Annotated in this window: 19 protein-coding genes; 14 read left to right on the plus strand and 5 right to left on the minus strand. The window is 63.3% G+C overall.

The window, feature by feature from the left end:
• The first annotated feature begins 17 nt into the window (after positions 1-17).
• The gene (locus AB5Z09_RS02605) at positions 18-386 is read left to right on the plus strand and encodes a VOC family protein (protein WP_005347086.1); all 369 of its coding nucleotides are present in this window, start codon (positions 18-20) and stop codon (positions 384-386) included.
• A gap of 122 nt (positions 387-508) precedes the next feature.
• Here the strand turns inward: AB5Z09_RS02605 and AB5Z09_RS02610 are convergent, their stop codons facing one another.
• On the minus strand, positions 509-2,089 hold the full coding sequence (locus AB5Z09_RS02610; protein ID WP_368194572.1) for an alpha/beta hydrolase: 1,581 nt from the start codon (positions 2,087-2,089) through the stop codon (positions 509-511).
• 345 nt (positions 2,090-2,434) lie between these two features.
• Here AB5Z09_RS02610 and AB5Z09_RS02615 point away from each other — a divergent pair, with 345 nt between their 5' ends.
• Positions 2,435-2,557, plus strand: coding sequence for a hypothetical protein (locus AB5Z09_RS02615; RefSeq protein WP_005337590.1), 123 nt, complete (start codon positions 2,435-2,437; stop codon positions 2,555-2,557).
• Positions 2,547-3,563, plus strand: coding sequence for a 23S rRNA pseudouridine(2604) synthase RluF (gene rluF / locus AB5Z09_RS02620; protein ID WP_005350834.1), 1,017 nt, complete (start codon positions 2,547-2,549; stop codon positions 3,561-3,563). Before AB5Z09_RS02615 ends, rluF begins: the two co-directional genes overlap by 11 nt.
• 68 nt (positions 3,564-3,631) lie before the next feature.
• Here rluF and AB5Z09_RS02625 read toward each other — a convergent pair whose 3' ends face one another.
• Positions 3,632-4,894: a cyanate transporter gene (locus AB5Z09_RS02625; RefSeq protein WP_368194573.1), complete on the minus strand. Its 1,263-nt coding sequence runs from the start codon at positions 4,892-4,894 to the stop codon at positions 3,632-3,634.
• A 176-nt stretch (positions 4,895-5,070) separates the two neighbouring features.
• On the opposite strand from AB5Z09_RS02625, the gene AB5Z09_RS02630 reads away from it, so the two are divergent.
• The gene (locus AB5Z09_RS02630) at positions 5,071-5,913 is read left to right on the plus strand and encodes a LysR family transcriptional regulator (protein ID WP_368194574.1); all 843 of its coding nucleotides are present in this window, start codon (positions 5,071-5,073) and stop codon (positions 5,911-5,913) included.
• A gap of 75 nt (positions 5,914-5,988) precedes the next feature.
• On the opposite strand, the gene rsmS is transcribed toward AB5Z09_RS02630, so the two are convergent.
• Positions 5,989-6,144, minus strand: a complete 156-nt coding sequence (gene rsmS, locus AB5Z09_RS02635; protein ID WP_235466225.1) for a pleiotropic regulatory protein RsmS — start codon at positions 6,142-6,144, stop codon at positions 5,989-5,991.
• A gap of 96 nt (positions 6,145-6,240) precedes the next feature.
• Positions 6,241-6,708 (minus strand): acyl-CoA thioesterase, encoded by a 468-nt coding sequence (locus AB5Z09_RS02640; protein WP_108612015.1) that lies wholly within the window; start codon positions 6,706-6,708, stop codon positions 6,241-6,243.
• A gap of 148 nt (positions 6,709-6,856) precedes the next feature.
• Between AB5Z09_RS02640 and AB5Z09_RS02645 the strand changes: the two genes are divergently transcribed.
• Together AB5Z09_RS02645 and AB5Z09_RS02650 are read left to right on the plus strand one after the other, a co-directional pair.
• Positions 6,857-7,495, plus strand: a complete 639-nt coding sequence (locus AB5Z09_RS02645; RefSeq protein WP_368194575.1) for a tellurite resistance TerB family protein — start codon at positions 6,857-6,859, stop codon at positions 7,493-7,495.
• 154 nt (positions 7,496-7,649) lie between these two features.
• The gene (locus AB5Z09_RS02650; protein WP_368194576.1) at positions 7,650-8,108 is read left to right on the plus strand and encodes an N-acetyltransferase family protein; all 459 of its coding nucleotides are present in this window, start codon (positions 7,650-7,652) and stop codon (positions 8,106-8,108) included.
• A gap of 93 nt (positions 8,109-8,201) precedes the next feature.
• Here the strand turns inward: AB5Z09_RS02650 and AB5Z09_RS02655 are convergent, their stop codons facing one another.
• On the minus strand, positions 8,202-9,617 hold the full coding sequence (locus AB5Z09_RS02655) for a PLP-dependent aminotransferase family protein (protein WP_368194577.1): 1,416 nt from the start codon (positions 9,615-9,617) through the stop codon (positions 8,202-8,204).
• 122 nt (positions 9,618-9,739) lie between these two features.
• Here AB5Z09_RS02655 and AB5Z09_RS02660 point away from each other — a divergent pair, with 122 nt between their 5' ends.
• The 8 genes from AB5Z09_RS02660 to AB5Z09_RS02695 all read left to right on the plus strand — a co-directional run bounded on the left by AB5Z09_RS02660 (position 9,740) and on the right by AB5Z09_RS02695 (position 16,226).
• Positions 9,740-11,311 (plus strand): cytochrome ubiquinol oxidase subunit I, encoded by a 1,572-nt coding sequence (locus AB5Z09_RS02660; protein ID WP_157161010.1) that lies wholly within the window; start codon positions 9,740-9,742, stop codon positions 11,309-11,311.
• Positions 11,311-12,450, plus strand: coding sequence for a cytochrome d ubiquinol oxidase subunit II (cydB, locus tag AB5Z09_RS02665; RefSeq protein ID WP_368194578.1), 1,140 nt, complete (start codon positions 11,311-11,313; stop codon positions 12,448-12,450). The genes AB5Z09_RS02660 and cydB overlap by 1 nt, the downstream gene beginning before the upstream one ends.
• 16 nt (positions 12,451-12,466) lie before the next feature.
• Positions 12,467-12,577: a cytochrome bd-I oxidase subunit CydX gene (cydX, locus tag AB5Z09_RS02670; RefSeq protein ID WP_005337572.1), complete on the plus strand. Its 111-nt coding sequence runs from the start codon at positions 12,467-12,469 to the stop codon at positions 12,575-12,577.
• 130 nt (positions 12,578-12,707) lie between these two features.
• Complete coding sequence (locus tag AB5Z09_RS02675) at positions 12,708-13,667, plus strand: MBL fold metallo-hydrolase (RefSeq protein ID WP_005347062.1); 960 nt, start codon at positions 12,708-12,710, stop codon at positions 13,665-13,667.
• Positions 13,660-13,989: a hypothetical protein gene (locus AB5Z09_RS02680; RefSeq protein ID WP_368194579.1), complete on the plus strand. Its 330-nt coding sequence runs from the start codon at positions 13,660-13,662 to the stop codon at positions 13,987-13,989. The genes AB5Z09_RS02675 and AB5Z09_RS02680 overlap by 8 nt, the downstream gene beginning before the upstream one ends.
• Positions 13,977-14,834: a DUF692 domain-containing protein gene (locus AB5Z09_RS02685; RefSeq protein WP_368194580.1), complete on the plus strand. Its 858-nt coding sequence runs from the start codon at positions 13,977-13,979 to the stop codon at positions 14,832-14,834. The genes AB5Z09_RS02680 and AB5Z09_RS02685 overlap by 13 nt, the downstream gene beginning before the upstream one ends.
• Positions 14,827-15,621, plus strand: coding sequence for a putative DNA-binding domain-containing protein (locus AB5Z09_RS02690; RefSeq protein WP_368194581.1), 795 nt, complete (start codon positions 14,827-14,829; stop codon positions 15,619-15,621). Before AB5Z09_RS02685 ends, AB5Z09_RS02690 begins: the two co-directional genes overlap by 8 nt.
• Positions 15,618-16,226: a DoxX family protein gene (locus AB5Z09_RS02695; protein ID WP_368194582.1), complete on the plus strand. Its 609-nt coding sequence runs from the start codon at positions 15,618-15,620 to the stop codon at positions 16,224-16,226. Before AB5Z09_RS02690 ends, AB5Z09_RS02695 begins: the two co-directional genes overlap by 4 nt.
• The last annotated feature ends 129 nt before the right edge of the window (positions 16,227-16,355 follow it).

The following is a 16,355-nucleotide window of genomic DNA, read 5'->3' on the forward strand; positions in this document are numbered from 1 at the left end:
ACCACCAGGAGGTAACCATGATCAGCCATATCGACCATCTGGTATTGACGGTCAGCGATATCGAACGGGCCGTGGCGTTTTACAGTTCGGTGCTCAATATGGAGGCCATTACCTTCGGTGCGGGGCGCCGGGCGGTGGGGTTCGGCAACCAGAAGATCAATCTGCAACTGCTTGGGCAGGAGCCGCGCAATCGGGCGCAGGTGGGATCGGGGGATGTCTGCCTTATCACCCGCTGGCCGCTGGAGCAGGTGATGGCCCAGCTTGCCTGCCACGGGGTGGAGATTGTCGAGGGGCCTGTGACCAAAAGCGGTGCCTGCGGGCCGATAGAATCTGTCTATTTTCTCGATCCAGACCAGAACCTGATAGAAGTGAGCATTTATCCCTGAGCCCACCAAGCCATCACCCCCATCGCATCATCAATAGAAAGGGGCCGTCAATTGACGGCCCCTTTCTCGTATCGCTATAGCGCCAAGCACGTCGGCCGCTTGGTCGATGTGGCAGAGACGCCCTAGAAAGGCGCGCTGCTCTCGTCGCTCTCCTGTAAAAACTGCTCCACTTCTGCCTTATAGGCCGCATCAGGTTGACCGCTGCTGGCAGGGGTTACGGCTGCAGACCGAGCCACGGGAGGGGCGGTGAGGGTCTCCATTACCCGCTGCTGCAGATAGGGGTAGAAGGGGTTGGAGGAGGTGCGGGTGAGGGCGCCGGGGTTGACGATCAGCACGCCGCGCTCGCCACGCAGGGCCAGACCGCCGAGATTGATGCCGTATTGCTCCCGCTGCTGCGGGCGCGCCGCCATGCCATAGAGGGGGTCGTCCATCGGGAAGGGGAGCGCCACATGGGAGAGGGAGTAGATCTCCTTGGGATAGTCGATGCCCAGCGGGCGGACCTGCTCAGGCTGGTCTGCACTGGCCAGCGTTCTGGCCTGGGTTGCGGGGGAGGTTGGCTCGACATTGCCCACCACGGTGAAGCGATAGTGCTCGGGGGCGTTTGGCAGCAAGCGGTGCAGCGCCAGCTCGGAGGCCGAGCTCATCAGCGGGCCAAACAGGGTGCTGCGGTTGATATCAAACAGCACCAGTTCGCTGCCGTTGGCCGGCAGGTAATGGTAGAGATCGGCAATGATGGATCGGGTGCTGACGGTGTAGTCCATCACCGACTGGAAGGTGAGGGCGGGGGGAAACGCCGCCAGCTCGCCACTGGCGGCCAGCTGGCGCACCTGCTGCTGGATGGCGTGGGTCAGGCGATAGGACTGGCGTGCGCCGTTGACCGGAAACGAGTTGTACTTGAACGGGTTGAACTCCGGCATGGTGTCGAGCCAGGCGGCGCTGGCAAAGGCGGGCAGCAGGGCAGGGACGGCCTTGAGCCCGGCGAAGCGGGCAAAGCGGGTCACCCCGATCATCGGGGAGATCAGCACCAGCCGATCCGGTTTTGCCAGCGCACCGCTCGGGTCAGCCAGCGCATCGAGCGCATATTTTACCGCCAGCGCACCGCCGTTGGAAAAGCCCACCAGATGCAGCGGCCGCTTGCCCGGCACCAGCAATCTGGCCTCTCGCACCGCCAGTCGGGTGGCGGCCAGCCAGATCTCCCAATCCACATCCACGAGGCCAGCGGGCACGGTGCCGTGGCCGGGGATCCTCAGTCCCAGCGCGATAAAGCCTTGCTGCTGATAGCGTCTGGCCAGATGGCGCAGGCTGTAGGGGGAGTCGGTCAGCCCGTGCAGCAGCACCGCCACCCCTTTGACTTCCCCCTCGGGACGCAGCAGGTAGGAGCGGTTCCAGTTCTGCTGAAAGCGGGCGGGATTGATGGGGGCGTCCTGATAGTAGCGATTGCTGGCCAGTTGCTGCTCGGGCGGCGTCTTGGCGACTACCTCGGTGGCTACCAGCTCGAACAGCTCTGCTTCGCGGGCCAGATAGGCTTGCCAGTCGCTGCTGTCGAGCTCATCGGCGCTGAGTTCGGGGGGCACCACTGTGTGCCACAGCTGCAGCGGCGCTGCCTGCCAGGCGAAGTAGGCGATCACCGCCCATGCGGTCAGCAACAGCAGCAACAGGGTCAGCAGAGCACGGCGAACAAGGCGGCGAGTGTGAGCCAGCATGGTGCAATCCTTGGCGATAGGGGTGGGGCCGCCTTTGGGCGGGCGAGTTCGGCGCAGCACATTGGGCGCTGCCAATCGGCTTAAAGCCTAATGGAAACAAGGTGATATGTATAGTTGATGGCGTTCGTCCGCGCTGGCTGTGGGCGCCTGATCCTGCCGTTGGCATCAGGCTGGCCGTTCGAAGGTTGCATCGCGGGCCATCTGGCGGCGTGAACTTGTCCGCGGATGCCCGCTTGGGCGCTGCGACCTTGCAACTATCTGCCCCTGAGAGGGGGCAATTATGCTACTGTAGCGGCGTTTTTTGATGGATAAGCTGGCATTGGCCTTTTTTGAAGATGGAATGGTATGCAGAACTTTGACGTAGTGAATTGGCTGATGCAGCAGACAGCCTCTCCGGCGCAGCCGGAACAGGCGATGGCACAACCGGGCGCGGCCCAGAACCTGTGGCAGGTGACCCATGCTGGCTAACGAATCCATGCGTCTGAACAAATACATCAGCGAGAGCGGCATCTGCTCGCGCCGCGAGGCCGACCGCTTTATCGAGCAGGGCCACGTCTTTATCAACGGCAAGCGCGCCGGGATTGGCGATCAGGTACAGGTTGGCGATCTGGTCAAGGTGAATGGTCAGGTGATCGAGCCGCGCGAGGCGGACAGTCTGGTGCTGATCGCCCTCAACAAGCCGGTGGGCATCGTCAGTACTACAGAGGCGGGCGAGAAGGACAACATCGTCGATTTCGTCAACCACAGCACCCGGGTCTTTCCCATCGGGCGGCTCGACAAGGATTCGCAGGGTCTGATCTTCCTCACCAACCACGGCGATCTGGTCAACAAGATCCTGCGGGCGGGTAACGATCACGAGAAAGAGTATCTGGTGACCGTCGACAAGCCGGTGACCGACGAGTTTGTGCGCGGCATGGCGGCCGGGGTACCGATCCTCGGTACTGTGACCAAGAAGTGCAAGGTGAAGAAAGAGGCGCCGTTCGTCTTTCGCATCACCCTGGTGCAGGGGCTTAACCGCCAGATCCGCCGCATGTGCGAACACTTCGGTTTTGAAGTGACCAAGCTGGAGCGCATCCGCATCATGAATGTCAGCCTCAAGGGGCTGCCGGTGGGCGAGTGGCGCGATCTCACCGACGACGAGCTGATCGATCTGTTCAAGCTGATTGAGGACTCCTCCTCCGAGGTGAAACCGGCCAAAGGCGACAAACCCAAGGCGGCCAAGGCTCCTGCGGCGCAAAGCGCCAAACCGGGGCAGGGCAAGAAGCCGCGCCGCGATGATGATCACGAGATTGGCGGTCGCCCCAATGTGCCGGGCCCGGAAGCCTTCGAGAAGAAGCTGCCGGTGGGCAAGGGTGGCGCGGGCAAAGGTGCTGCCAACAAGGGCGGCGCTGGCAAAGGAGCACCCAAGGGTGGCAAACCGGCCGCAGGCAAGCCGCGCACCGCTAACACAGGACGGCAGAAGAAGGGGCGCTGAGTTGTCCCTCTGAGTGGCGTCAGCCTCGTCTTGTGATCCTCAACACTGCTATCCCCAACACACCGGCCTCAGGCCGGTGTGTTGTTTTGGGCCGCAGAGCTGGTTGGGAGGGGCGCCGAGATGGTCGGCTCGCTGGCGGTCGGTAACCGCATGACGCGGGGGTAGTGGCGCGGGTCGAGGCGCACTACCAGCAGGCTCATCAGCAGCAATCCTCCCAGTTGCCACTGCCAGGCGGCTGCGAAGTTGCCCACATAGTGATAGAGCCGCGCCGCCACCCAGGGGCCGGTGGCCGCCAGCATAAAGCCAAACCCCTGCATCAGGGCGCTCAAGGTGCCCGCGCGGCGCGGGTCGGGCAGGTGATCGAGCGCAATCACCATGATCAGCGAAAAACTGCCGCCAAGGCCTGCGCCGCACAGCATGCACCAGAGCATGGGGGCCGCCTGTGGCGCTAGCCAGAGACCGCCAAATCCCGCCAGCTGCATGGCGATGGCAAGGCCCATCCACGGCCGCCGATCCATCTTGCGTGCCGCCAGCAGCGGCAGGCCGAGGCCGCTGGCAGTCTGGGCCAGCGCCAGCCAGGCGACCAGCTCGCCCGCCTGCGCGGCGCTCCAGCCCTGCGCCATATAGGCGGGGGCCAGCCAGGCCACGACGATGCCGTAGCCGCTGTTGATGATGCCAAAGCAGACGATCAGCAACCAGCTGCGGGGCAAGGTGATCAGCCGCTGTTCGCCGTGGAGAATGGCGACCGCGGCGGCCCGTGGCAGACGCACTTTCCACCCCAGCCAGCCGAGGGCCAGCAGCAGCGGCAGGCTCCAGAGCGCCAGCGCCCGCGACCAGTCGAGGCTCGCCGCCAGCCGTGGCGTGAGACTGGCCCCCAGCGCCCCGCCCCCCATCATGCAGGCGGAGAAGATCCCCATCACCAGCGGCACCTTGTGGGCGAAGGCCTGCTTGATAAGGGCGGGCAGCACTCCCTGCACCAGTGCCGAACCAAGGCCGCAGAGCGCCGCGCTGGCGATCAGCAAGGCGCCGCTTTGGGCATCGAAGCGCATGGCGCTGCCAATGCCGAGCAGCAGCAGGGCCAGCCCCAGCAGAGTGGTGGCACTGGCAAGGCTGCGTAGGCGCGGGGTGAGCAGCACGCCGACCCCGATCAGCCAGAGCGGCAGCAGGGTGAGCCAGGCGAGGGTGTCCATCCCCAGCGCCAGACGCTGGTCAATGGCTTGGGCCAGCGGGCCGATGGCGGTAAGAAAGGGGCGCAGATTAAGGCCAATCAGGATCACCAGCACCAGCAGGGCCGTCTGGCCTGCGGGATGATCCGCATTTCGTTGATTCATCGGGTGCTGTTTCCGGTTCTGGGAGAAACAGGGAGCATTCGGGACGCGGAGTCATCGGGGCTGAACATGGCAGATCACCGTCAAAGGAGGCAAAAACGCCAGCCTAGCTGGCTCGAAAGTCATTTGGAAATTAAATGATAGAATGGAGTTAAGTGGTTTTGTAAATGGAGTGCCCCATGCTGGATCCCCTGTTACTGCGCAGTTTTGTCGCCATTATCGACACCGGCAGCTTTACCCGCGCCGGTGAACGGGTCCATCTGACCCAATCCACCATCAGCCAGCAGATCCGCCGCCTTGAGCAGCAGCTTGGCTGCCCGCTGCTCGATCGTGCTGGCCGTCAGGTGGTGGCGACGGCGGAGGGGGAAAAATTGCTGGGGCTGGCCCGCCGCATTCTGGCGCTGCTGGCACAGGCCGAGGAGCAGGTGAGCGAGGGGAGCGTGTCCCTCAGCCTCGGGGTGCCGGAGGATTTTGCCGCAGGCGCCATTACCCCGGTGCTGGCCGCTTTTGCCCGCGACTACCCCGAGGTACGGTTGGAGGTGCAAAGTGGCCTGAGCCACGAGATCTGGCAGCGCTTCGAGGCGGGAGAGCTGGATCTGGCGCTGGTCAAGCAGACTCGGGGAAAGGGTTCGCCCCTTGCCAGTTGGCGCGAGCCGCTGGTGTGGGTCGACAGTCGCGACTGGCCCGCACGGGAACGGGATCCGCTGCCGCTGGTCGCCTTCCCGAGCGAAGGGCTCTATCGGCGGCAGATGACCGAGGCGCTCGATGGCCTCGGTCGTCGTTGGCGTATCGCCTATGTCAGCGCCAGCCTCGCCAGCTTGCAGGGGGCGGTGAGTGCGGGCATTGGCGTGAGCTTGCTGCCCAAACGGTTGATGCCCGCCGATCAGCTGGCCCTGACCCAGTGGCCCAAGGTGGCGCCGGTGGAGCTGGCCCTCCATGCCGGGGGAAGCGGGAGCGAACCGCTCAGACGCCTGAGTTCGGCCCTGATCGCCCTCTGTGACGAGGTGATGGGGCCGCAGTGAGTGGCCTATGTGGGGAAAAACTTCTGTGGGGAAAAACTGACGTCGGCAAGATAAGGCGGAAAAAGTGCGGGGGGATCAGTGATCCTTCCCCTCCGCCAGCTTGCGCTCGTAGTCATTTTTTACGATGGCCAGCGCCGCCAGCACCAGTGCGGGGGCCAGCTGGTTGGTCTCCAGCAGTTCAATCAGATCCACCGCGAGTTTCACCTCGGGCGGGGCAGTTTCTAGTGACATGGGCAGGGTTCCGGTTGCGGGAAGAGGGGGGATTATACAGGGGCGCCGCCGTTGGCCGAAAGCGCCCCGCTCTATCGGGCAGGGGAATCACCAAGGTCAGAGGTGCTGGCGCATCTCCTTGTCGATCTCCTCGCGCAGGGCGATCAGCTTTTTGGCGTACTGCTGCAACTGCAGATCGCTCTCGCTTACTGGCTGCCACTGGGGCACCGGGGTCGGCTTGCCGTGCTCATCCATCGCCACAAAGATGATGATGCAGTGGGTGGTTTTGTGGCGCTCGGTCTCGGTGGGGTGGCGGCTGTAGACATCCACCGCCAGATGCATGCTGGTGGTGCCGGTATGGATCACCTGGGCGTGAACCTCCACCAGCTGGCCAATCTGGATGGGGCGCAAAAAGCGGATACCCCCCACATAGACGGTCACCGCATAGCCGCCGCACCAGCCAGCGGCGCAGGCATAGCCCGCCTGATCGATCCACTTCATCACCATGCCGCCGTGTACCTTGCCGCCGAAATTGACGTCGGAGGGTTCGGCCAGAAATTGCAGGGTCAGTTCGCGATTGGGCACAGTTACATCCTTATTGCCTGAAGAGTTTCCCTGAGCTTTGCCCCATCGGCCTGCCCGGTCAAGGGTTCATCCCCGATTCAGGGGGGCGGGGTCACTATCTGGCTCTATTCATCCCGATTTCACTTTTTTGACCCGCAGGAGTGACACCATGAAACAGATGCTGGAACAGTTGCTGGGGGCTGGCAAAGGCTGGCTCAACGAAGGCGGAGACAAGCGCAAGGGGCAGATGCAGGGAGCGCTGGCCGGCGGCGCGCTCGGTCTGCTGCTGGGCAATAAAAAAGTGCGCAAATATGGTGGCAAGGCCGCTGCCGTGGGCGGCGCCGCAGCCCTTGGCGGGCTGGCCTACAAGCTCTATCAGGATTGGCAGGCCCAGCAGGCGGCACCGGCCCAGCCCACCCATCCCATCAGTGGGCTGGAAGGCAATGCGCTGGATGCCCGCGCGGCGCTTTTGGTGCGCGCCATGGTGGCTGCGGCCCGAGCCGATGGCCATATCGACGGCGCCGAGCGCCAGAAAATTCAGGAGTACCTGACCGAACAGGGTCAGAGCGATGTTGCCCGCTGGATTGACGCCGAGCTGGCCCGCCCCCTCGATCCCCACGCGCTGGCACGGGAAGTGACCGACATGGAGCTTGCCACCGAGGTCTATCTCGTCTCCCTGCTCGCCATCGAGGTGGATCACTTTATGGAGCGAGGCTATCTCGATGAGCTGGCTCGGGCCCTCAAGCTCGATGACAACCTCAAGGGCAGCATCGAGCGGCAGGTGGCCCAACTTAACGCCCCCGCCTGATACCCCTCACCGCCATGGATTGCCGATAACGCCCCGTTCAAGGGGCGTTGTTGTTTCTGAGGCTCGTCAAAAGATGCGGATGAGCCTATTTGGATTGCGGGGCACAGCCCCTAAGATGGCGCAGGGACATCACCTTTTTTGCAAGGAGCAACCGTTGGAGATACGCAAGGCAACCGCACTGGATATCGACGCCATTGTCGAGCTGAACCGGCAGATAGGAGAGATCCACCATGCACATTACCCCGAGGTGTTCTGCCCGCCGTCACCAGAGGAGCGGGCATTTTTACTGAGCGCCATCGGCGCGGAAGGGCGTCTATTCTGCGTTGCCGAGCAGGATGGCAGGGTGGTGGGCTTTTTGACGGCACGGATAGACATAAATGAGAGCGTGCCGTTTCTCACCCGTGCGCCGATTTGCCGCATCGGCTCCGTGGTGGTGGATGAGCAGCACCGCTCTCGCGGGATTGGCAAGGCGCTGATCGCCCATTGCGATGAGTGGGCCAAGGCCCGTGATGCTCAGCAAATCCGGCTGGAAGTGATGGCCTTCAACGAGCGTGCCAAAGCGCTCTACGAGGCGCTGGGCTTCAAGGTGCAGTCACAGATCATGGCCAGATGATCAGTTTTTTATGGCGAGCCAAGGCGCGTCACCTCCCAACCACAAAGGCCCGTTGCGGGCCTTTGTTCGTTTCGCCAGCGGCTCTTTGCCTCGTTACTTTTCACCGAGCTGCGCGGCAATCAGCGCGGCCAGTCGGGTGAGGGCCTGCTCCAGCTGTTCGCTCCATGGATGGGAGCTGTTAAGGCGCAGGCAGTGGTTGTGTTGCCCCTGACTGGAAAAGAGGGCGCCGGGGGCCACTGAAAAACCGCTGCCCAGAGCCTTGGCGTGCAGGGCGCGGCTGTCGAAATGGGCAGGCAGCGCCAGCCAGAGGAAGTAGCCGCCATCGGGGGAGGAGATCCGCACCTCCTCCGGAAGCAAGCGCTGCAGGGCCGCCCGCATCTGCTGCTGGCGTTGGGCCAGGGTGTGGCGCAGTCGGCGAAAGTGGGCATCGACCCCGCCCTGGCGCAGCATCTCGGCCAGCGCCAGCTGGCTCGGCACATTGGTGGAGAGGGTGGACATCAGTTGCAGCCGTTGAACCCGCTCGGCATGGGGCCCCGCCACCACCCAGCCGACCCGAAAGCCCGGCGCCAGACACTTGGAAAAGGAGCTGCAGAGCAGGCTGTCGCCACGCTGATCCCAGTGGCGGATCGGCTTGGGGCGCTCGCGGCCGAAGTAGACCTCCGCATAGACGTCATCCTCCACCAGCGGCACCCCGTGGCTGTTGAGCAGTGCCATCAGCCCCTGTTTGTGTGCATCAGGCATGGTGTGGCCGAGCGGGTGCTGCACATTGCCCATCAGCCAGCACGCCTTGATCGGCATCTGGCTGAGGGCGTCTTCCAATAGCGCCAGATCGATGCCCACCCCCGGAATGACCGGGATCTCCACCGCCTTGAGTTTCAGCCGCTCGATGGCCTGCAGGGCGCCATAGAAGGTGGGGGACTCCACCACCACCCAGTCACCGGGCTCGGTCAGCACCTGCAGGCTGAGGGAGAGCGCCTCCATGGCGCCTGTGGTGATGATGATCTCCTGCGGATTGACCGCCACCCCGTCGCTGGCGTAACGCTGGGCGATGGCGCGGCGCAGCGCTTCGTTGCCGGGGGGCAGGTCGGCCACCGTGCTGAAGGGATCGAGCTTGCGCATGCAGCTGGCCAAGGCCCGCCCGAGCTGGGGATGGGGGAACAGGGTCGGGTCTGCTACCGACATGCCAAGAGGCACCAGATCCCGCGATTTGCTCGCCTGCAACACCTCGAACACCAGATCGTTGATATCCACCGAGCCGCTGTAGTGGGTCTGGCTCGGCGTGTGCTGCACGACCTGTGGTGAGGCGGCTTTGACGTAGTAGCCGGACTGGGGGCGGGCGAGGATCCGCCCCTGACTTTCGAGCAGTTGATAGGCCTGCAACACCGTCATGGGGCTGAGCCCATGGGTCTTGCAGCTCTGGCGAATGGAGGGGATGCGCTCCCCCGGTTGCCAGATGCCATCGTCGATCTGGCTTTGCAGGCGGTCGGCCAACTGCTGGTAAAGGGACATGATCTGGATCAACTGTTATAGGTGTAATTCAATATAACTGCATCTGTTATAGGTGTCATGCTCCGTGATGTACTTGTCACGCACGAAACGCGCAAGGCAAATACAACAAAAGAGAGTGACGCATGATCAATCCGGATGACGTGGTCAGCCTGTCTCGCCTGCAATTTGGCGCCACGGCCCTGTTCCACTTCCTGTTTGTGCCCCTCACGCTGGGGCTGTCCTGGATCCTGGTGATCGCCGAGTCGGCTTATGTGATGACCGGCAAGGTGATCTATCAGGACATCACCCGCTTCTGGGGCAAACTGTTTGGCATCAACTTCGTCATGGGGGTCACCACGGGGATCACCATGGAGTTTCAGTTCGGCACCAACTGGGCTTACTACTCCCACTATGTGGGGGACATCTTCGGTACTCCGCTGGCCATCGAGGGGCTGATGGCCTTCTTCCTCGAATCGACCCTGGTGGGGCTCTTCTTCTTCGGTTGGGACAAGCTCTCCCGCGGCAAGCACCTGCTGGTGACCATGTTGGTGGCGCTCGGCTCCAATCTCTCGGCGCTCTGGATCCTGATCGGCAACGGCTGGATGCAAAACCCGGTGGGGGCCGAGTTCAACCTGCTGACCCAGCGCATGGAGCTGGTGGATATCGCCGCCGTGCTCTTTAACCCGGTGGCGCAGGTGAAGTTCGTTCACACCGTTGCGGCAGGCTATGTGGCGGCCTCCATGTTCGTGATGGGGGTGAGCAGCTGGTATCTGCTGCGCAAGACCGAGGTGCAGTTCGCCCTGCGCTCTTTCGCCATCGCTTCCGGCTTCGGGCTAGCCGCCATCCTCTCGGTCATTGTGCTCGGGGATGAGTCGGGCTATCGCACCGGCGAGGTGCAGAAGGTCAAGCTCGCCGCCATCGAGGCAGAGTGGGAGACCGAGCCAGCGCCTGCGTCATTCACCCTGTTCGGCTTCCCGGATCAGCAGGCGGAAACCACCCACGCTGCCATCAAGATCCCGTATCTGATGGGGATCATCGCCACCCGCTCCATCGACGAGGCGGTGACCGGCCTCAAGGATATCAAGGTGCAGAACGAGGCGCGCATCCGCAGCGGCATGGTGGCGGCCGAGGCCCTCGACCAGATCCGGCAGGGCGATGACACCCCGGCTAACCGCGCCCGCTTCGAGCAGCACGGCAAGGATCTCGGCTACGGCATGCTGCTCACCCCCTATGCCAGCAATATCGCCAAGGCCGGTGAGGCGGAGATCGCCAAAGCGGTCGATGACTCCATCCCGCCAGTGGCGCCGCTGTTCTGGGGCTTTCGGGTGATGGTGGGGCTCGGCGTCACCATGCTGGGACTGATGGTGGTGAGCTTTGTCCAGCTCTGCCGCAACCGGCTGCAAAGCTCGCCACGGCTGCTCAAGACCCTGCTCTGGAGCATTCCGCTGCCCTGGATTGCCATCGAGGCGGGCTGGCTGGTGGCCGAGCTCGGCCGTCAACCCTGGACCATCAGCGACGTGCTGCCGGTGTCGGCCTCGGTCTCTCTGCTTCAGCCGGGCCAACTCTGGTTCAGCCTGATCGCCATCTGTTCCATCTACACCCTGTTGCTGGTGGTGGAGCTGTTCCTGTTGCGCCATGTGATCCGCAAGGGGCCCGCCATTCTCCATACCGGCCGCTACAGCGGTGAACAACCCGAACTTGCGAGGATCGCCTGATGGATTACGCAACCCTGAAACTCATCTGGTGGGCGCTGGTGCTCTTCATGATGGTCGGTTTTATCGTGATGGATGGCTTCGATCTCGGCATCGCCATGCTGCTGCCGGTGGTGTCGAAAGATGACGACGACCGCCGTCTGGTGATCAACAGCGTGGGGCCGGTGTGGGAAGGCAATCAGGTGTGGCTGATTGCCGGTGCCGGTGCCCTGTTCGCCGCCTGGCCGCTGGTTTATGCCGCCGCCTTCTCGGGGCTTTACATCCCCATGGTGGTGCTGCTGCTCGGGCTATTTTTGCGTCCGGTCGGTTTTGACTATCGCAGCAAGCTGGCCGATCCGGTGTGGCGCCGCTGGTGGGATCGGGCGCTGGTGGCCGGTGGCCTGATACCGACCCTGATCCTTGGTGCGGCTATCGGTCTGGTGATGGAAGGGCTGCCGTTCCGCTTCGACACGGCGCTGCGCCTGCACTATGGCGCGTTCGACTTCCACTGGGGCTGGCTGATCTCGGTGCTGGCCACTGCCATTAGCCTATTGCTGCTGCACGGCGCCGGTTTTCTACAAGCCAAGGTGACTGGCACCCCTGCGCTGCGCGCACGGGGGATCGCCATCCTGCTGGCCCCGCTGGTGAGCCTCAGCTACCTGCTGGCCGGCTGGCATCTGGTGGATCTGCAAGGGTTTCAGCTGACCGGTGTGGGCACACAACCCTTTGACCCGAATGCCGCCATCAGCCCGCTGATGAAGGGGGTGATCCCCCACGCCGGTGGCTGGCTGCGCAACTATTTTGACTATCCGCTGCTGTGGCTGGTGCCGATCATCGGGACGCTGGCGCCGCTGGTGAGCGGCATTGCCTCCTGGCTGGAGCGGGGCCGGGTTGCGCTGCTGGCCAGCGCCATTGCCTGCGCCGCCATGCTCTGCTCGGTGGCCATCGCCCTGTTCCCCTTCGTGCTGCCCTCATCCCTCGATGCGGTCAGCAGCCTGACCCTGTGGGACAGCACCTCCAGCTACAAGACCCTGGCCATCATGTTTGGCCTCGTGCTGGTGCTGATGCCGGTCAACCTGGGCTACACCGGCTGGGTCTATCGAGTGGTGCGCGGCAAGCTCGACCGTGCCCGCATCAAGCGCGACAGCCATCAACTCTACTGACCTCAAGGGATCTGCTATGTGGTACTTCACCTGGATTTTGGGCCTCGGATTCGCCCTGCTGCTGGGCTTGTGCAACCTGCTCTGGCTGGAAGCGCGCTGGCAGGCGGACGAACGGGACGGTAACTGACGGCGGGGGGCTCGCGCCCCGCCATGGCCGGTGGCTGGCGTTCACTCGTCGCCATCGGCCCCTCTCTCCCCCTCTTTAAACGACACACACGACACACTTTCAACCGACAACCAACTGACAGGTAATTGTGATGAAACAGAGATTGAAAGCGGTGGCGCTGGCCATCGGGTGCGCGCTCACCGTCGCCCCGGCCTGTGCCGAACCGGTACAACTGACGCCACTGGATAAAACCTTCACCCTGCAGGTGCTCGGCAGTGGTGGCCCCATCTCCGACGACCTACGCGCCTCCTCCAGCGAGGTGATCTGGTGGAAGGGGAAATCCCGCATCCTGATCGATGCCGGTGGCGGCGTCTACCTGCGCTTCGGTCAGGCGGGGGCCAAGCTCGAAGAGGTCGATTTTATCGGCATCACCCACTTCCACACCGACCATGTGACCGACCTGCCCGCCCTGCTCAAGGGGGCCTACTTCTTCGAGCGCAGCGATCCGCTGGATCTGGCGGGGCCGCAAGCCGGCTCGGCTTTCCCCAGCATGAGCGGCTACTTCGATGCCCTCTTCAACAAGGACAAGGGCGCTTATGCCTACCTGAGCGGTTTCAAGGATGGCACCGATGGCCTCTTCCCCATCACTCTCCATGATGTGCCCTACCAGAGCCCGCAGCCTCACACCGTTTATCAGCAGGATGGGCTGACCATCACTGCACTCGGCATCCCTCACGGTGACGTGCCCTGTCTGGCCTATCGTATCGAGAGCGCCGAGGGGACCATCGTTATCTCGGCGGATCAGAACGGCAGCAACCCGGCCTTTGTGCCGTTTGCCAAGGGGGCCGACATTCTGGTGATGCCGCTCGCCATCCACGAAGGGGCCGATCCGGTCTCCGCCTCGCTCCATGCCAAGCCATCTGTGGTGGCCAAAATTGCCGCCGAGGTGAACCCCAAGCTGCTGGTGCTCAACCACTGGATGGGGGTCGGCCTCAATCACAAGAAAGAGGCGATGGCCATCGTCAAACAGCAGTTCCACGGCCAGATCGTGGCCGCCCGCGATCTCTCCAGCTACCCCGTTTCATCCGTCAAGGAGTCCACCCATGAGTAACCCAAGCAGCAACAAGACCACCGGCAAACTGACCCTCTCCATCGCCATGACCAGCCTGATTGCCCTGACCCCGGGACTTGCGCTGGCGGCCACCCCGAGCGATGCGCCGGTGAAAGCCGCCCCCAGCGAACAGCACGGCGGCAAGTGTGCGGCGGGCAAGTGCGGCACCGAGAAGCGCTTTGAAAAGCAGGCCCTCGACAGCGATCCGCAGGGGCGGCTGGTGCGCGCCCGCGACGGCAAGTGTGGCGTGGCGGGCGAGGGGATTGATGGCGACAAATCCAGCAACGGCAGCAAGATGACGGAGGGGGTATGCGGCCAATAAGCTCCCGCAGTCGGGGGATCGGGTTGCGCCAGGAGCATCTGGATGCGCTCTGCTCCGGCCCCGTCCGCCCCGGCATCGACTTTCTCGAGCTGGCGCCGGAGAACTGGATGGCCATCGGCGGCGCCAAGCGGGCGCAGCTGCATCAGCTGGCCGAGCGTTACCCGCTGGTGGCCCACGGCCTCAGCCTCTCCCTCGGCGATTGTCAGCCCCTCAACCGCACCCTGCTCAGCCAGATCCGCACCTTTCTGGATGAGTTCGGTATCGGGATCTACAGCGAGCACCTGAGCTTTTCCCGCGACCAACAGGGTTATCTCTACGAACTGCTACCGGTGCCGCGCCAGTGGGAGAACATCCCCTATCTGGCCGAGCGGATCGCGCAGGTGCAGGAGGCGCTGGCCCGCCCGCTGGTGCTGGAAAATATCTCCTACTACCACGGCTATGACTACGAGATGCCGGAGGAGGATTTTCTCGCCGAGCTGGTGGCGCGCAGCGGTTGCGAGCTGTTGCTCGATATCAACAACGTCTTTGTGAACAGCCGCAACCACGGTTACTGCCCCAAGCGGATGATTGCCGGGCTGCCGAGCAATGCGATCAGCTATTTCCATATCGCCGGTCATCTGGAAGAGGCGGATGGCACCTTGCTGGATACCCATGGTCGTCCGGTCTGTGAGGAGGTGGTGGCGCTGGCCCGTTATACGGTGCAGACCCACGGCCTGCGTCCCTTGTTGCTGGAGCGGGATCACCATCTGCCACCGCTGGCAGAGCTGGAGGCCGAGCTGGCGCGGGTGCACGGCGCCTGTTGCGAGGCGATCGACCATCAGGTGCGGGAGGTGCGCTATGGATAGACGGTTATCACTGATCACTGCGCCCAAAACGGCGCCGCAGCGAATGCAGCAGCAGACCGCCTGGCTGGCGAGCCGGGTGCGGCTGCCGCAGGATGGCATCGCCAGCCACTATGCCCGCAGCGTGCGCGCCAATGTGGAGTCGGTGCTGGAGAGTGCCTTTGTGCTCACCCACGCTCACTGGGCGCCGGTGGACAGGTGGCAACTGGTGGAGGGCTTTGTCATCGCGCACGGCGCCGAGGCTCCCGAGTTTCACCATATCGCCACCGAGTTTGTCCGCTATGTGCAGCATCGCCACAGTGAGGGCACTCTCAACTGGCCCAAGCAGCGGCTGGCGCTGCTGGAGTACGAGTGGGCCTGCCTCTGTGTCGAGATTGATGAAGGGGTAGTGCCGCAAGTTATATCGGGGGTTGAGGTGACGGCGGAGAGTCCGCTTGTGCTCAATCCCACCCTGCAACTGCTGGAGCTCCCCTTCGCCATTCGTCGCAGCGGCGTGGTGCCGACCCGGCAGGGCAACCACTTCTATGGCCTGTTTCGCAGCCCGGAGCATCAGGTGGTGACCCAGCGGTTGCGCGAATGGGATGTGGCGCTGATCCAGTTGCTGCAACAGCAGCCGGGGATCACCCAAGCCGCGTTCCTGCAACAGGTACAACAGGTTCGCAGCGACTTTGATCTGAGCGAGTGGGCACGCCATTTTCACCGGCTGGGTCTGTTGATCCTGCCCGTCGGTGAGCGCCAGCCCGGCGCCCCCTTGCACCCATTTAGCAAACACCAAGGAGAATTCCCATGAACAATACCCTGATCCAGTGGTACGAGCGGGCGGTGGCCCAGTGCAAGCGGCTCGATTTTCTGGCCCTGCTGGCCATTCGTCTCTATCTCATTCCGGTCATCTATGTGGGGGCCCACTCCAAGGTGATGGGCTTTGCCGGCACCGTCGCCTGGTTTGGTGCCCCGGTCTCGGAAGGGGGGCTCAACTTGCCGTTCCCGACCCTGCTCGCCTTTCTGGCGGCCGGCACCGAGGTACTGGGCTGCATCTGCATCGCCCTTGGCCTCTTTACCCGTATCATGGCCATTCCCACCATCTTCCTGATGAGCGTGGCGAGCGCCATGGTGCACTGGAAGCACGGCTGGGATGCCATCGCCACCGGCAGCATGGAGGCCACTGTGCGCCTCAACGGCTTTATCGAGTGGCTGGCCGCCAACTTCCCCGGTCGCTACAACTACATCACCGAGCTCGGGGATCCCGTGATGCTCAACAACGGGATGGAGTTTGCCGCTACCTACTTCGTGATGCTGCTGGTGCTGCTGGTTTACGGCGGGGGCCGCTACGTCAGCCTCGACTACTGGCTCAAGCGTGCCGTGACCGGCAAAGCAGGCGTACCACAGGCGGCATAATGCTTGCCCACGGATAACAAAAACCATAACGACAGAGCGTGAAAAACAGCGAGCGGCCGGGGGCCGCTCGCTGTTTTTGTGCTGTGTGGGGGGGAGTGTCAGCTGCGTCAGCCGTTACTGGTAGCGGCC

This window comes from Aeromonas sp. R2-2 (genome assembly GCF_040908355.1).
GTDB lineage: Bacteria > Pseudomonadota > Gammaproteobacteria > Enterobacterales > Aeromonadaceae > Aeromonas > Aeromonas veronii.

Coding starts and splice junctions, on each gene's coding strand:
- AB5Z09_RS02605 (WP_005347086.1), top strand. CDS start 18: ATGATCAGCCATATCGACCATCTGGTATTGACGGTCAGCGATATCGAA.
- AB5Z09_RS02610 (WP_368194572.1), bottom strand. CDS start 2,089: ATGCTGGCTCACACTCGCCGCCTTGTTCGCCGTGCTCTGCTGACCCTG.
- AB5Z09_RS02615 (WP_005337590.1), top strand. CDS start 2,435: ATGCAGAACTTTGACGTAGTGAATTGGCTGATGCAGCAGACAGCCTCT.
- rluF (WP_005350834.1), top strand. CDS start 2,547: ATGCTGGCTAACGAATCCATGCGTCTGAACAAATACATCAGCGAGAGC.
- AB5Z09_RS02625 (WP_368194573.1), bottom strand. CDS start 4,894: ATGAATCAACGAAATGCGGATCATCCCGCAGGCCAGACGGCCCTGCTG.
- AB5Z09_RS02630 (WP_368194574.1), top strand. CDS start 5,071: ATGCTGGATCCCCTGTTACTGCGCAGTTTTGTCGCCATTATCGACACC.
- rsmS (WP_235466225.1), bottom strand. CDS start 6,144: ATGTCACTAGAAACTGCCCCGCCCGAGGTGAAACTCGCGGTGGATCTG.
- AB5Z09_RS02645 (WP_368194575.1), top strand. CDS start 6,857: ATGAAACAGATGCTGGAACAGTTGCTGGGGGCTGGCAAAGGCTGGCTC.
- AB5Z09_RS02655 (WP_368194577.1), bottom strand. CDS start 9,617: ATGTCCCTTTACCAGCAGTTGGCCGACCGCCTGCAAAGCCAGATCGAC.
- AB5Z09_RS02660 (WP_157161010.1), top strand. CDS start 9,740: ATGATCAATCCGGATGACGTGGTCAGCCTGTCTCGCCTGCAATTTGGC.
- cydB (WP_368194578.1), top strand. CDS start 11,311: ATGGATTACGCAACCCTGAAACTCATCTGGTGGGCGCTGGTGCTCTTC.
- cydX (WP_005337572.1), top strand. CDS start 12,467: ATGTGGTACTTCACCTGGATTTTGGGCCTCGGATTCGCCCTGCTGCTG.
- AB5Z09_RS02675 (WP_005347062.1), top strand. CDS start 12,708: ATGAAACAGAGATTGAAAGCGGTGGCGCTGGCCATCGGGTGCGCGCTC.
- AB5Z09_RS02680 (WP_368194579.1), top strand. CDS start 13,660: ATGAGTAACCCAAGCAGCAACAAGACCACCGGCAAACTGACCCTCTCC.
- AB5Z09_RS02685 (WP_368194580.1), top strand. CDS start 13,977: ATGCGGCCAATAAGCTCCCGCAGTCGGGGGATCGGGTTGCGCCAGGAG.
- AB5Z09_RS02690 (WP_368194581.1), top strand. CDS start 14,827: ATGGATAGACGGTTATCACTGATCACTGCGCCCAAAACGGCGCCGCAG.
- AB5Z09_RS02695 (WP_368194582.1), top strand. CDS start 15,618: ATGAACAATACCCTGATCCAGTGGTACGAGCGGGCGGTGGCCCAGTGC.